Genomic DNA, 14,169 nt, shown 5'->3' with positions numbered 1-14,169 from the left:
TCCCGTGATGCAAACCCTGCTTCAACAGATCATCAACGGCCTTGTGGTCGGCAGCGTCTATGCTGTCGTTGCACTGGGCTACACGATGGTGTACGGCATTCTTGGCCTGATCAACTTCGCCCACGGCGATGTCTTGATGGTCGGCGCCCTCGTCGCTTACACGGCCATCACTTTCTTTCAGGCTGCGATTCCCGGCCTTAGCCCGATCGTCTACTTCGCGCTGGGTTTGATGGTCGCGATGCCTGCCTGCATGGCGATCGGCTACACGATCGAACGCACCGCATACCGACGTCTGCGCAATGCGCCGCGTCTGGCGCCGCTGATCACTGCGATCGGCGTTTCGTTTCTGTTGCAGACCCTCGCGATGATCATCTGGGGCCGCAACTATCACAGCTTCCCGCAACTGATTCAGACCGCGCCGATCGAGGTCGTGACCGGCGTGTTCATGACGCCGGTGCAGATGACCACCGTGGGCCTTTCGGCCGCGATGATGGTCGGCCTCGTGCTGCTGGTGACGCGCACCAACATGGGCCGCGCGATGCGCGCGACCGCCGAGAACCATCGCGTCGCGAGCCTGATGGGGGTGGACACCAACGGCATCATCGCGCTGACCTTCATCATCGGCTCGGCACTGGCTGCAGTGGCCGGTGTGATGATCGCCTCGAACTACGGCGTCGCACACTATTCGATGGGCTTCATGCCGGGGCTCAAGGCCTTTACGGCAGCGGTGCTCGGTGGCATCGGCAACCTTGCCGGGGCCATGGTCGGCGGCATCGTGCTCGGTCTGGTCGAGGCGATCGGCGCGGGCTACATCGAGACATGGAGCGGTGGCTGGCTCAACTCCAGCTACCAGGACATCTTCGCCTTCATCATCCTCGGCATCGTGCTGATCTTCCGCCCCACTGGCCTGCTCGGCGAGCGTGTGGCCGACCGTGCGTAACGCGGGGACGCAGACATGAACGATATTTCGCAAGCCATTCCGTTTCTGGGTAAGCGCAACCCGAAGGCAGCGCTGGTCGCGCTGGTTGTGATCGCGCTCGTCTCACCGGTTGTTGCCGCGATGTTCGGCAATACCTGGGTGCGCATCCTGAACTTCGCGATGCTCTACATCCTGCTGTCGATCGGCCTCAACCTGGTGGTCGGCTTCGCGGGGCTACTCGATTTGGGGTACATCGCGTTCTACGCCGTCGGCGCCTACACCTGGGCTTTCCTCGCGTCGCCCCACTTCGGGCTGCATTTGCCCTTCTGGATCGTGTTGCCGCTCGGCGCCGGGTTTGCCGCGCTCGCCGGCATCGCCTTGGGCTTCCCGACCTTGAGGCTGCGCGGCGACTATCTCGCGATCGTGACCTTGGGCTTCGGTGAGATCGTCCGGATCTTCATGAACAACCTGACGCACCCGGTCAACATCACCAACGGCCCGCAAGGCATCGATCAGATCGACGGCATGTCCTTGTTCGGGCTCGAGCTGAACCGCGGCCTGCAGATCACCGAGGGATTCCAGATCAAGTCGCTGTTCCTCTACTACTACGTGTTCCTCGCCTTCGTCGTGCTCGCGGTGATCCTGGTCAAACGCATTCAGGTTTCGCGAATCGGGCGTGCGTGGGCTGCGATCCGCGATGACGAACTCGCCGCCAAGGCGATCGGCATCAACACGCGCAACCTCAAGCTGCTGGCCTTTGCGATGGGCGCGACCTTTGGTGGCGTGTCCGGTGGCCTGTTCGGCGCGTTTCAGGGCTTCGTCAGTCCCGAGAGCTTCACGTTGATGGAGTCGATCGCGATCCTGACGATGATCGTGTTCGGTGGCATGGGCAACCTTGCCGGCGTCATCGTTGGCGCGCTGGCGCTCTCCTTCCTGCCGGAAGTGCTGCGTTACATCGCCTTGCCGGTGCAGATGGCGATCTTCGGCAAGGTCTTCCTCGATCCTGAAGTGCTGCGCATGCTGCTGCTCTCGCTTGCGATGATCCTGATGATGCTGCTCAAGCCTGCGGGCCTCGTGCCCGCCCAGTCGCGCTACTCCAAGGCCGATCTGCTCGGCGACAAGGAGATTGCGCAATGATCACCCTGCTCGAAGCTCGCGCAGTGAGCAAACGCTTCGGTGGCCTGAAGGCGCTCACCGAGGTCTCGCTCACGATCAACAAAGGCGAGGTGTATGGCCTGATCGGCCCGAACGGCGCCGGCAAGACGACCTTCTTCAACGTGCTGACTGGCGCCTATACGCCCGAGGAAGGCGAGTTCGTCTTCAACGGCTCCGAACTGCCTCTCGGCAAGCCGGATCGCATCGTCAATCGCGGCATCGCGCGGACCTTCCAGAATATCCGCCTGTTCCGCGAGATGACCGCGCTCGAGAACGTGATGGCGGGCCATCACATCCGCACCAAGACCGGCCTGCTCGGTGTGTTGCTTCAGACGCGGCATACACGCGAGGAGGAAAAGCTGACGACCGAGCGCGCGTACGAACTGCTCAAGTACGTGGGCATCGAAAAGCATGCACGTACGCTCTCGCGCAATCTCTCGTATGGCGATCAGCGTCGGCTTGAAATTGCGCGCGGCCTTGCAACCGAACCGCGCTTGCTGGCGCTCGACGAACCGGCTGCCGGCATGAACGCGACCGAAACCGCGCAACTGCGCAACCTGATCGAAACCATCCGCGGCGACGGCACAACGGTGCTGTTGATCGAACACGATGTGAAGCTGGTGATGGGCCTGTGCGACCGCGTTGCGGTGCTCGATTTCGGCAAGAAGATCGCCGAGGACGTGCCCGCCGAAGTGCAACGCAATCCCGCAGTGATCGAGGCTTATCTGGGAGGCGCACACCATGCCGCATGACAACCCGGCAGCACCGCTGCTGCAACTGCGCGACGCGCGGATCGCCTACGGGCAGATTCAGGCCGTCAAGGGTATCGATCTTGAGCTGTTCTCCGGTGAACTCGTTTCGCTGATCGGCGCCAACGGTGCCGGCAAAACGACGACGCTCAACGCGATTGCTGGCACGCTGCAGCTGTCCGGCGGCGACCTCAGCTATGCCGGCAGCCCGATCGCCAACATGCCGGCGCACAAGCGCCTGCGCGCAGGTATCGCTCTGGTGCCGGAAGGCCGCGGCATCTTCACCCGCCTGACGGTTGAAGAGAACCTGCGCATGGGCGCCTACACCCGCAACGACAAGGCCGAGATCGAGGCCGACCTGCAGCGGGTGTATGAAATGCTGCCGCGCGTGAAGGAACGCTTGCCGCAGGTGGCCGGCACCCTTTCCGGCGGTGAGCAGCAGATGGTCGCGATCGGTCGTGCGCTTCTGTCGCGTCCGAAGCTCTTGCTGCTGGATGAACCGTCCATGGGCCTCGCGCCGCTGATTGTCGAGAAGATCTTCGAAGTGATCCAGATCGTCATCAAACAAGGTGTCACAGTCTTGTTGGTGGAACAGAACGCCAACCTTGCGCTGGGTTTCTCGAACCGCGCCTATGTGATGGAAAGCGGCAAGATCACCCTGTCCGGTACAGGGCACGATCTGCTGCATGATCCGAAAGTACGCTCGGCCTATCTTGGCGAAGCGGCTTGATCGCTCTGTGGCCTAGAAATGCAAGAAGCCGCCCTCGGGCGGCTTCTTTTTTGCCTGCACATGCGATCAGCCGTCGTTGCGGCGGCCGAGCGGGATGCCTAGTTGCTTGAGCTTGCGGTATAGATGCGTGCGCTCCAGTCCGGTCTTTTCGGCCAAGCGCGTGATGTTGCCGCTCTCCAACTGCAGGTGGTATTCGAAGTACATCCGCTCGAAGCTCTCGCGGGCTTCGCGCAAGGGCAGATCCAGCGGCAAGGCTGACGCCGCGGCGCTCGGCGTGCGGCCCAGCAGGCGTTGAACGTCCTCTGCGCCGATTTCATCTTCCAGCGTACCGAGTGCAAGCGAGCGCACTGCCGCACGCAGCTCGTTGAAGCCACCGGGCCACGCCTTGTTGCGCAACACGTTCAATGCAGCGGTTGCGAAACGGCGCGGCGGTACCTCACCGGATTCCGATAGCTGTACCAAGGCCTGATTGGCCATCTCCGGCACTTCGTCCTTCAGCTCGGTCAGGGAGGGCGGCGCCAGCGTCACTTCGAACAGCCGCTTGAGCGTCAGCGGATCCCAGCCGTCGACCGCCAAGTCCTCAGCGCTCCGGCTGCAGCCAAACACGGCGCGTTGGTCGTACTTCTCGAGGCGCTCCAGCGCGAAGCTGAGGTTCTTTTGCTGCGCGCGCGAGAGGTTTGCGAGATCTTCCACGAACAGCACACCGCCGCGTGCGTTCTCCAGCGCCGATAGATCAATCGGCTGCGTCAACGCTGCCAGATCGAACCACGGTGCACCGCCCGTCTGCAGGCAGCGCGCGCACAGTTCGACGATGCTGCCGCCGCTGACGCGCAAGGTCAGAACACGGGATTTTTCCGCGATCTGTTCGAGTCGGCGCCGCAACTCCTTGAGCGGACCCGAGCGAGGGAAGGACGCCAGCGAAAGCGCCGCACGCGGGCGCACCGCCGGTTGCCGCTGCAGGCCACGCCGCACCGCTGCGAGCAGCTTCTGCAGTGCAATCGGCTTCTCGAGGAAATCCATTGCGCCGAGGCGCACCGCTTCGACAGCCGTGTCGATGGTGCCGTGTCCGGACATCATGATCACGGGCATCGTCAGCAGATCGTTTGCCGACCACTCCTTGAGCAGCGTGACGCCATCGGTATCCGGCATCCAGATGTCGAGCAATACCACATCCGGGCGCGCGGCGAGCCGCGCATTGCGCGCAGCCGCAGCGTTCTCGGCGAGCACTACATCGTAGCCTTCGTCCGAGAGGATTTCGGAGAGCAGTTCGCGGATGCCGACTTCATCGTCGACCACCAGAATCTTTGCCATAGCATGCAACGGTATCAGACGGTTGGAGCAAGCGGAAGTCGGAGACGGATTTCCGCGCCGTGGGGTTCAAGGTTGAGGATCGAAATTTCGCCGTGGTGTTCGTCAGTGATCTTCTTGACGATCGCCAGACCAAGCCCCGAACCGCGCGCCTTGCTGGTGACGTAGGGTTCGAAGGCGCGGGCGAGCATCGCTGGCGGAAAGCCGGGGCCGTTGTCGCGCACCATGAATTCGACCCGGCGGCTGTCGCGGCGCGTAGCCAGCGTCACGGTCGGATTGGCTTCCTCACTCAATGCGTCTTCGGCGTTGGTGAGCAGGTTGTGGATCACCTGCCGCAACTGGGTGGCGTCACCCAGCACACGCGGTAGTTCGGGCGCGAGTTCGAGTTCGATCTGCACCCGCGAACTTTCATACAGACCCAGCACTTCACCAATCAGGGCGTTCAGATCGAGCGGCGCCAAGTTGGACGGTGGCATCCGCGCGTAGTCACGGAAGTCGTTGACCATATTCTTCATCGCCTCGACCTGATTGACGATGGTCTGCGTGGCGCGCGCGAGCATCGCCTGGGAGTCAGGATCAAGCTTCGATGAAAGCTTGTGCTGAAGGCGTTCGGCGGAGAGCTGGATCGGTGTGAGCGGATTCTTGATCTCGTGCGCAAGCCGGCGCGCCACTTCCGCCCAGGCGGCGTTACGCTGCGCGGAGATCAGTTCCGTCACATCGTCGAACACCACCACATAGCCCCCGGCGCTGCCGGGTGGCAGGCGCGAGCCGCGCAGCAGCAGGGTCTGGTTGCGGCCATCGTCGCGGGTGAGTTCGACTTCGCGCGTCCAATCGTTGTCGTGCTTTTCGAACTCCGCGATGACTACGTCGCGGAAGGCTTGATGCCGCGGCCAGGCGTCGAGCGTGAGGCTCTCGAAGCCGGCCAGATCGTCGCCGAGGATCAGCATCGCGCCACGATTCGCTGCACGCAGGCGGCCGTTGTCGGAAAAGGCCAATACCCCGGCAGAGAGGTTGCCGAGCACGCTTTCGAGGTAGACGCGCGCGGCTTCCACTTCGGCGCGGTTGCGCTCGGCTTGCGCGCGCGCGTCCTGCAACTGGCGCGTCATGCGGTTGAAGTTCTGCGTCAGCACGCCCAACTCGTCGCGCCCCGGCAGTGCCTGGCGCGGCGAGAAGTCGCCGGCCGCCACTGCCTGCGTACCTTCGGCGAGGATCGACAGCGGCGCCGACAGCGAGCGCGCGATCTCGAAGGCCGCCGCCAGCGCGGCGAAAAGCGCCAGCAGCAGTGTCAGCGTCAAGGTCAGGCTGTAGATCCGCATCAGGCCGACACGGCCCAGCATCAGCTCCTGATAGTCGCGATTGCCGTTCTGGATGTTTTCCATCGTGCGCACGATCTGTGGCGGCACACGCTTGGACATCTGCAGGAATTCAATGTTCGTGGCGAGGTTGCGGGCAGGGATCGGCACGATCACGCGCAGCCACAACTCGCCACTGCCTTCGCCTTCCACCGTGCGCAGGCCGCGTGCGCCGCGTGCAAGGCGCAGCGAGGCAGTCGAGTGCGTTTCAAGCGCCAGTGTCGTACCGCTGCCGACGCTCGATACGATGATCTTTCCGTTGCCGGCCAGCAGCGCCGCGACGTCGGCCCCGGCTTCGTCACGCAAACGGTCGAGGCGCGCCGCCGATACCGCGGTGCCCGATTCGCCCAGGGATTCGGCCAGCGTGTCGGCAGTGTCGCGCGCGCGCCCGGCGAGCTGATCGAGCAGGTAGTCCAGTGCGTTACGCCCGAGCTGGATACCGGAATCGAGCGCGGCATCGACCTTTACGTCGAACCAGGACTCGATCGAACGGGTGGCGAACTGCAGCGACACGCCGTAGATCACCAGGCCCGGCACCAGCGCCATCAATGCGAACAGGCCCAGCAGCTTGAGCTTCAGGCGCGAGCCGAACTGGTGTTCGCGGTATTGCACCCACAGCGTGCGCATCTGGAAGCCGACCAGCCCGAGCAGCACGGCGGCGACCGTGCCGTTGAGCGCCAGCAGCAGCGGATAGTTGCGGATCAGTGCGGAGGATTTGGAACTCGCCGCCGCCAGCAGGAACAGCATGATGCCGGCCAGCGCGGACACCGCGGCAATGACTGCCCTCATCGACGCTCAGCCGCAGCCGCGAGGAAGGTCCAGCGCGACCAGTCCGTTTCAAGCGTCCAGTCGCGCGAACCGATCGCGGTGACCTGGAAGGGCTTGGGCAGCTGGTCGGTGTCGAGCCGGAAGCGCAGCGCGGCATTGTAGGACTCGCCGCCGCGTAGCCGGCTGCGATCGACGATGGCCCAGTTGCGCAGTCGCGTCATCGTGCGCAGCGCTTCTTCCAGCGTGTCGAAGTTTTGTCCCAGCGATCCGGTCGCGAGCCGGTACTTCTGCGTCAGGGCGTGATAGGTCAGCCGGAACGCGATACGGCGTTCGACAATGGTCTCGTCGAGCCAGTACCACCGGCCGCGCGTGAGGATGCACTCGGCGACGAAGTGAAGCGCGATGCCGCGCAGCACGATTTCTTCCAGGCGCGGGTTGAGCTCGACCGCAATGTCGGCGTTGAGGACGTACTGATCCTCGGCTGGCAGCAACTCCGCGTAGCGGATCGTAGCGGTGCTCTGCGCCGCGGCGGGCAGCGCTAAAGCGCCGAGCAGCAGCGCGCAGCCGAGCAGCAGCCGGCGCAGTAGCACAAGGAAGTCAGGCCTGTTTTTCGAGCAAGGCAAAGAAGAAACCGTCATGGTCCGCATCGGGCAGCAGCGTTCGCTCGAGCGCCGCGTCGAGCGGGACGCGCTGACAGTCCGGATGCCGCGCCGCAAAACGGGCGACCTGAAGACTGTTTTCCTCCGGGAACAACGAGCACGTCACGTACAGCATTTTGCCGCCGGGGCTCAGCAGCGGCCAGAGCGCATCGAGAATCTCGCGCTGAACTGTTGCGAAATTGCCAATATCGTCGGCTCTGCGCAACCATTTGATGTCGGGATGGCGGCGTGCGACGCCGGAAGCCGAGCAGGGCACGTCTGCCAGGATGCGGTCAAAGCGCTCGCCGTCCCACCAGTCACGCGGCGTACGCGCATCGCCGCAGCGGACATCGGCGTTCAGGCCGAGGCGCTCCAGGTTGCTCGCGATCCGTTGCGCGCGGCGTGGATCAGCGTCCAGTGCGAGCAGCCGGCAGTCGTGCAGTTCAAGCATATGGGCGCTCTTCCCGCCCGGGGCGGCACAGGCGTCGAGCACGCGCATGCCGTCGCGGATATCGAGCATTGGTGCTGCGTGTTGTGCGCCCCAGTCCTGCACCGAAAGCCGGCCTTCGGCATAGCCGGGCAGGGATGCCACCGGCGCGGGCCGATCGAGGCGCCAGGCGTAGGGGCTGAGCCAGCGTCCGCTGTGGCCGGCCGCGATCAGCTCAGCCGAGACCGCCTCGGGCGTGGTGCGCCGCGGGTTGATCCGCAGCGTCATCGGCGGGTGGGTGTTTGCAGCGCCCAGCACGGCCTCCCAGCTTTGCGGCTGATTGCGCTTGATGCGATCGATCCACCAGGACGGGTGCCGCCAGTGGGTTTCCGGATTGCGCGCCAGCGCGGTGGCGAGCGTGTCACGCTGCCGCAGGGCATTGCGCAACACTGCGTTTACCAGACCTTTGAGCCCGCCGCGGGCCACTCGCGCGGCGACTTCGACGGCCTGGTCGACCACCGTATGGGCGGTCTCCGGGCGCACTTCCAAGCGATGCAGCGCGACGCGCAGCAGCGCGTCGATGGTGGGCTCGGTGAGGGGTTGGCGCAGCAGGCGCGCGAGCATGGCATCGCCGCGGCCGAAGTCGCGCAGCGTGCCGAAGATCAGATCCTGTGCGGCGCCGCGGGTGCCGGGCGGCAGATCAGGATGGGCGGCCCACAGGCCCGCTAGCCCATCGTTCAGGGCATAGCCGTCGCGCACATATGCAATGGCTTCGGCAGCGACCCACATCGCACGCGCCATTGAATCGGCAGGCAGCGGGGGCAGCGCCGGCGGGCGGGGCGCGCTGCGCTGCGCGGTTGTGCGGGGCGAGTCGGGCCGTGTGATGGCGCGGCCACCGGGGCGGGTACGGAAACTGGACATGGAGAGGGTGCCGTTACCGGCCCGATCAGAAGTTGGAAATGACATTTACCCGTTTGCCGCCAGCGGCGCAAGCCGCACCGGCAAGGGGCTCAGCGTAACAGCGCGAGTCTCGGTGTTGCGTCGTGCGCGATCACCACGAAGGCGTTCTGCCCGAACGGCGTCGCGAGGTCTGTTCCGAGCTCGGCGTCGGCATTCAGGACGAGTACGCTGAGCTCTGCCGGCCAGCTGCCATCAGGGGCTTCGTTTCGCGCCGGCAAGGTGGCGAAGCCCCGTTGCGCGAGTTCGGCGAGTAGCGCGGCGTGCCGTTGCGCGTTTTCGTCCTCGGGCAGCAGTTCGCTGGCAGGGTTACTCGCCGTGAGCAGCACTGCGCACTCAGTGCCGTGTTTCTGCAAGAGTGCGGCAAGTGCCGTATCGGGTCGATCGATCTGCAGCAGCAGCGGCGGCGCGGTGAGTACCCGGTAATACGCCGCACGATAGGCGGCGATCAGTTCGCCGGGTAAGGCGCTCGCGGCTGCGTCAATCATCCGCCGCGCATCGCGCGCAAACGGCGGATCCGTTCCTCGGTCGGCGGGTGGGTCGAGAACAGGCCGGCGATACCGCCGCCTGACAGCGGATTCATGATCATCATCTGCCCAGTTTCGGGGTGCGCCTCAGCCGATGGCATTGGAATGCCGCGAGCGTAGTAGTCGATCTTCTGCAGGGCGTCGGCGAGCGCGGCCGGGTCGCCGCAGATCTCGGCGCCGCCACGGTCAGCCTCGTACTCGCGCGCGCGGGAGATCGCCATCTGGATCAAGCTGGCAGCCAGCGGCGCCAGAATCGCGACGAGGATGCCGACCAGCGGATTGGCTGGGCGCCCTTCTTCATCACGGCCGCCGAAGAACATCGCAAAGTTAGCGAGTGCCGAGATCGCACCGGCGAGCGTCGCCGAAATCGTGGAGATCAGGATGTCGCGATGCTTCACATGCGCGAGTTCGTGCGCCATCACGCCGCGCAGCTCGCGCTCGGTCAGCATCTGCAGGATGCCGGTGGTAGCGGCTACCGCGGCGTTGTCCGGGTTGCGGCCGGTGGCGAACGCGTTGGGCTGTTGCTCGTTGATGATGTAGACGCGCGGCATCGGCAGCCCGGCGTTGCGCGCGAGCCCTTGCACCATGTTGTAGAGGTAGGGCGAGCTGGCGGCGTCGACTTCCTGCGCGTTGTACATGCGCAGCACCATCTTGTCGGAGAACCAGTACGAGAACAGGTTCATGCCGCCGCCAAGCAGCAGCGCGAGCAACATGCCGCTCTTGCCGCCGATCGCTGCGCCGACGACACCGAACAGCGCGACGATCCCGGCCATCAGGATCGAGGTTTTCAACCAGTTTCCGAACATCGGTGCTCCCTGTGCGAAGACGTGTCCGTTTGGATATGGGCGCCAGGCGCCCTCAAATCAAGCGTCCGGCAGTGCGAAGCGCTGCTCGGCGTGGAGTGGAAGTCCGCGCAGGAAGTCGGCCGCCGCCATGCGTTTGCTGCCGGGTTTCTGCAATTCGGTCAGGCGCAGCACGCCGCTACCGCAGGCAACGCGCACGCCCTCGGCATCTGCACCGAGAATCGTGCCCGGTTCGCCGTCACCCGCTTCGGGAACACCGCGCCAGAGTTTGATTGTCTGGCCATCCAGCGTCGCCACGCCGCTGGGGAAGGGGTCGAACGCACGCAGGCGTCGCGCAAGCTGCTCGGCTGATTCGCGAAAATCCAGCGCGGCTTCGCTCTTGGCGATCTTGTTCGCATAGGTGACGCCCTCTGCCGGTTGCGGCGCTGGTGCCAACTCGCACAGCGCAATGCGGTGCAGGGCATCGACGATCATTTCACCACCGAGCGCTGCAAGCTTGTCATGCAGGCTCGCTGTGGTGTCATCGCCGCCGATCGGAATCGCGCGCTTGAGCAGCATGTCGCCGGTATCGAGGCCGGCATCCATCTGCATGATCGTGATGCCGGTCTCGCTGTCGCCGGCCTCGATCGCGCGATGGATGGGCGCGGCGCCGCGCCAGCGCGGCAGCAGTGACGCGTGAATGTTCACGCAACCATGGCGTGGCATGTCCAGCACCGCCTGCGGCAGGATCAGCCCGTACGCCGCGACCACGAGAATCTCGGCGTTCACGGCGCGCAAGGTCGCCTGCTGTGCCTCGGTGCGCAGCTTTTCGGGCTGATCGACCGGGATACCGTGTGCGAGCGCCACCTGCTTGACCGGGCTGGGCAGCAACTGCATGCCGCGACCCGCGGGGCGGTCCGGCTGCGTCAGCACAAGGGGCACTTCAAAGCCCGCAGCGATGATTGCGCGCAGCGCCTCGGCGGCGAATTCAGGTGTTCCGGCGAAAGCGACTCTCATCTGGGGCGAAGGGCGTGGGAAGTGTTGAACGGAGCCGCGCGGCGCGCGACCCCAAGCTGATCAGGCCGTGATGCGCGAGCGCTTCGCGAGCTTGGATTTGATGCGGTTGAGCTTCAACGGCGACAGGTATTCAACGAAAACCTTGCCGTCGAGGTGGTCGATCTCGTGCTGGATGCACACCGCCAACAGGCCTTCAGCTTCAAGTTCGAAAGGTTTGCCTTGCTCGTCGAGCGCGCGCACCGTCACGCGTTCTGCACGCGTCACTTTCTCGTAGATGCCGGGCACCGAGAGGCAGCCTTCCTCGCATACCTGCTCGCCGGAGCGCGCAATGATCTCCGGGTTGATGTAGGCGCGCAGCCCGGTCTTGTCTTCCGAAACGTCGATCACGACGATGCGTTTGTGGACGTTCACCTGGGTCGCCGCGAGCCCGACGCCTGGCGCTTCGTACATGGTTTCAGCCATGTCGCGGATCAGCGTGCGCAACTCGTCGGTGACTTCGGTGACCGGCGCAGCCTTCGTGTGAAGGCGCGGATCGGGATAGTGAAGGATGGGCAGTAGCGCCATAAATGCTTGCTGGATGAAGTGACTATGTGCAGAATCTGAAGTGAAATCTCGATGCCCGTGTGCTAAAGCACCGATAACAGGCCGCCAGGGCGTCCGCCCGATAATGGCTCAACAACACCGAGGCAGATTCATGTTCCGCATTATATCCGCGCTGGCCCTGGCTCTGGGACTGTCCGTTGCTTCGGCTTCGGCGGTGGCAGATACCGTCAAACTGGCGGACAACGCCCCCGATTCCTACACCGTCGTCAAGGGCGACACGCTGTGGGATATCTCCGGAAAGTTCCTCAAGCACCCGTGGTTGTGGCCGCAAGTGTGGCGGCTCAATCGCGAGCAGATCAAGAACCCGCACTGGATCTATCCCGGTCAGACGATCTATCTGGACCGCAGCGGCCCTTACCTGACCACCACGCCACCGGGCGATGGCGGTACGGTCAAGCTGCAGCCGCAGGTTCGCGCTGAGGATCTGAGCCCGATCGGTAGCGTGCCACTGCATCGGATTGAACCCTTCCTGACGCGTCCCTTGTTCGTCTCGGAAAGCGATCTTGCCGGCAGCGCCACGATCGTCGCGTCCGACGACAACCGCCTGCTCAACGGGCCCGGCGACACGATCTTTGCGCGCAACGTCACGGCGGGTGTGAGCGACTGGCAGATCTATCGCCGTGCGCAGCCCCTGAAGGATCCGGTAACCAACGAACTCCTCGGCTACGAGGCCGCTTACCTTGGGTCGGCGCGCGTGGTTCAGGATGGATCGCCGGCAACGATGGAAATTACCTCGGTTCAGCGTGAAGTCAATGCAGGCGACCGCATGCTGCCCGCAGGCAAGCCCGAGATCATGTCCTATGTGCCGCATGCGCCGGATCGCAAGGTCGAGGCGCGCATCGTCAAGGTGCATGACGGCATCCAGTACACCGGCAAGTACAGCATCGTCACGATCTCCGCTGGCCGTGCGGCCGGTCTGGAGCCGGGCCATGTGCTGGCGATCTACCGCACGCGCGGCGACGCCAAGTACGACATGGACGGCAAGAACGAGACGATTGCGCTGCCGGAAGAGCGCTATGGCGCACTCTTCGTCTTCCGTGTTTTCGACCGCGTGGCTTATGGGTTGGTGGTTGAGAGCGGCGGTCCCGTGAAGGTTGCCGACTCCGTCCGCCAGCCTTGATCGACGACTCCGCCGATCTGGCGGCGTGGCTCCGCCTGACGCTGGTACCTGGCGTCGGGCCGGAGAAACAGCGGGCCCTTCTTGCGGCCTTCGGACTTCCGGAGGCCGTTTTCGCTTCAGGGCGGCGAGCCGTCGCGGGCGTCGTTGGGGACGCGCTGGCCGCACGGCTGTTTGACACCGACAACGCGGCGGCTGTTCAGACGGCGCTGGCGTGGGCGGCTGAGCCAGGCAACACGCTGCTGACGCTGGCCGATGCGCAGTACCCCGTCGCACTGCTGCAGACGGTTGATCCGCCTTTGCTGCTTTACGTCAAAGGCAATGTTGCCTTGCTTGGGCGCAGGGCACTTGCGGTGGTCGGCAGCCGCAGTGCGACGGCGCAGGGCATCGCGAACGCAGAGGCGTTCTCGCGGGCGTTGTCCGAGGCGGGTCTGACCATCGTCAGCGGGCTCGCACTGGGCATTGACGCGGCGGCGCATCGCGGTGCGCTGGAGGGCGAGGGCAGTACCGTCGCCTTCATCGGCACCGGTGCCGATCGCATCTACCCGGCGCGCAATGCGCCCCTCGCGCGCCGGATTGCGGAGGCCGGTGTCATCGTCAGCGAATTTCCGCTCGGTACGCCTTCGGTCGCACACAACTTTCCGCGTCGCAATCGCCTGATCGCCGGGCTCGCCCAAGGCGTGCTGGTGATCGAGGCAGCGCCGGCGAGTGGATCGCTGATTACTGCGCGGCTCGCTGGCGAACTGGGGCGCGAGGTGCTGGCGATTCCGGGCTCGATTCACTCCCCTTTATCGAAAGGCTGCCACCTGCTGATCAAACAGGGAGCCAAGCTGGTGGAATCGGCGCAGGACGTACTTGATGAATTGCGCTGGCAACGTGGCACGGTGGGCGTTGTGGCTGATTTGCCGGCCGCTCCCGCCAACTCGGCAGCGTCCGGGCCCGAGGCGGTGGTTCTGGCTGCACTGGGTTTCGATCCGGTTGATCCGGACACCTTGTGCACTCGCAGCAAGTTGACGCCCGATGCCCTCTTCGCCATCCTGTTGGAGCTGGAACTTGCCGGCCGGGTCGCACGACTGCCCGGCGGACGGTTCCAGCGCCTGCATTGACCCTTGGCTGCGCG

Annotated in this window: 14 protein-coding genes; 6 read left to right on the top strand and 8 right to left on the bottom strand. The window is 64.6% G+C overall.

The features are described from left to right. The first annotated feature begins 7 nt into the window (after positions 1–7). The 4 genes from ACE3P0_RS16435 to ACE3P0_RS16420 are packed head-to-tail and all read left to right on the top strand — an operon-like array spanning position 8 to position 3,553. The gene (locus tag ACE3P0_RS16435; protein WP_172201682.1) at positions 8–940 is read left to right on the top strand and encodes a branched-chain amino acid ABC transporter permease; all 933 of its coding nucleotides are present in this window, start codon (positions 8–10) and stop codon (positions 938–940) included. Positions 941–955: 15 nt separating this feature from the next. After that, positions 956–2,056, top strand: a complete 1,101-nt coding sequence (locus tag ACE3P0_RS16430) for an ABC transporter ATP-binding protein (protein ID WP_172201680.1) — start codon at positions 956–958, stop codon at positions 2,054–2,056. Continuing rightward, entirely contained in the window at positions 2,053–2,826 is a 774-nt protein-coding gene (locus ACE3P0_RS16425) for an ABC transporter ATP-binding protein (RefSeq protein WP_206254774.1), read from the top strand. The genes ACE3P0_RS16430 and ACE3P0_RS16425 overlap by 4 nt, the downstream gene beginning before the upstream one ends. Then, entirely contained in the window at positions 2,816–3,553 is a 738-nt protein-coding gene (locus ACE3P0_RS16420; RefSeq protein ID WP_374403809.1) for an ABC transporter ATP-binding protein, read from the top strand. The genes ACE3P0_RS16425 and ACE3P0_RS16420 overlap by 11 nt, the downstream gene beginning before the upstream one ends. A gap of 66 nt (positions 3,554–3,619) precedes the next feature. On the opposite strand, the gene ACE3P0_RS16415 is transcribed toward ACE3P0_RS16420, so the two are convergent. The 8 genes from ACE3P0_RS16415 to def form a co-directional block, all read right to left on the bottom strand. Continuing rightward, positions 3,620–4,864 (bottom strand): sigma-54-dependent transcriptional regulator, encoded by a 1,245-nt coding sequence (locus tag ACE3P0_RS16415; RefSeq protein WP_374403808.1) that lies wholly within the window; start codon positions 4,862–4,864, stop codon positions 3,620–3,622. A gap of 14 nt (positions 4,865–4,878) precedes the next feature. After that, a complete protein-coding gene (locus ACE3P0_RS16410; protein WP_374403807.1) occupies positions 4,879–7,002 on the bottom strand; it encodes an ATP-binding protein in 2,124 nt (707 codons plus the stop codon). Continuing rightward, a complete protein-coding gene (locus ACE3P0_RS16405; protein WP_374403806.1) occupies positions 6,999–7,571 on the bottom strand; it encodes a DUF4390 domain-containing protein in 573 nt (190 codons plus the stop codon). Before ACE3P0_RS16405 ends, ACE3P0_RS16410 begins: the two co-directional genes overlap by 4 nt. Before the next feature lie 7 nt (positions 7,572–7,578). After that, positions 7,579–8,847, bottom strand: a complete 1,269-nt coding sequence (gene rsmB / locus ACE3P0_RS16400) for a 16S rRNA (cytosine(967)-C(5))-methyltransferase RsmB (protein ID WP_374403810.1) — start codon at positions 8,845–8,847, stop codon at positions 7,579–7,581. Between the two features lie 209 nt (positions 8,848–9,056). Next, the gene (locus tag ACE3P0_RS16395) at positions 9,057–9,491 is read right to left on the bottom strand and encodes a DUF3293 domain-containing protein (RefSeq protein ID WP_374403805.1); all 435 of its coding nucleotides are present in this window, start codon (positions 9,489–9,491) and stop codon (positions 9,057–9,059) included. Then, on the bottom strand, positions 9,488–10,336 hold the full coding sequence (htpX, locus tag ACE3P0_RS16390) for a zinc metalloprotease HtpX (RefSeq protein ID WP_374403804.1): 849 nt from the start codon (positions 10,334–10,336) through the stop codon (positions 9,488–9,490). Before htpX ends, ACE3P0_RS16395 begins: the two co-directional genes overlap by 4 nt. A gap of 57 nt (positions 10,337–10,393) precedes the next feature. Beyond that, positions 10,394–11,329: a methionyl-tRNA formyltransferase gene (gene fmt, locus ACE3P0_RS16385; protein ID WP_374403803.1), complete on the bottom strand. Its 936-nt coding sequence runs from the start codon at positions 11,327–11,329 to the stop codon at positions 10,394–10,396. Positions 11,330–11,389: 60 nt separating this feature from the next. Next, positions 11,390–11,893: a peptide deformylase gene (gene def, locus ACE3P0_RS16380; RefSeq protein WP_374403802.1), complete on the bottom strand. Its 504-nt coding sequence runs from the start codon at positions 11,891–11,893 to the stop codon at positions 11,390–11,392. A gap of 193 nt (positions 11,894–12,086) precedes the next feature. Between def and ACE3P0_RS16375 the strand changes: the two genes are divergently transcribed. Both ACE3P0_RS16375 and dprA read left to right on the top strand, forming a co-directional pair. Next, complete coding sequence (locus ACE3P0_RS16375) at positions 12,087–13,052, top strand: LysM peptidoglycan-binding domain-containing protein (protein ID WP_374403801.1); 966 nt, start codon at positions 12,087–12,089, stop codon at positions 13,050–13,052. Beyond that, on the top strand, positions 13,049–14,155 hold the full coding sequence (dprA, locus tag ACE3P0_RS16370; protein ID WP_374403800.1) for a DNA-processing protein DprA: 1,107 nt from the start codon (positions 13,049–13,051) through the stop codon (positions 14,153–14,155). Before ACE3P0_RS16375 ends, dprA begins: the two co-directional genes overlap by 4 nt. Positions 14,156–14,169: the final 14 nt, after the last annotated feature.

The organism is Niveibacterium sp. (assembly GCF_041909475.1).
Lineage (GTDB): Bacteria > Pseudomonadota > Gammaproteobacteria > Burkholderiales > Rhodocyclaceae > Niveibacterium.
The sequence above is the reverse complement of the archived record's forward strand: the minus strand, read 5'-3'. Positions and strand labels throughout refer to the sequence as shown.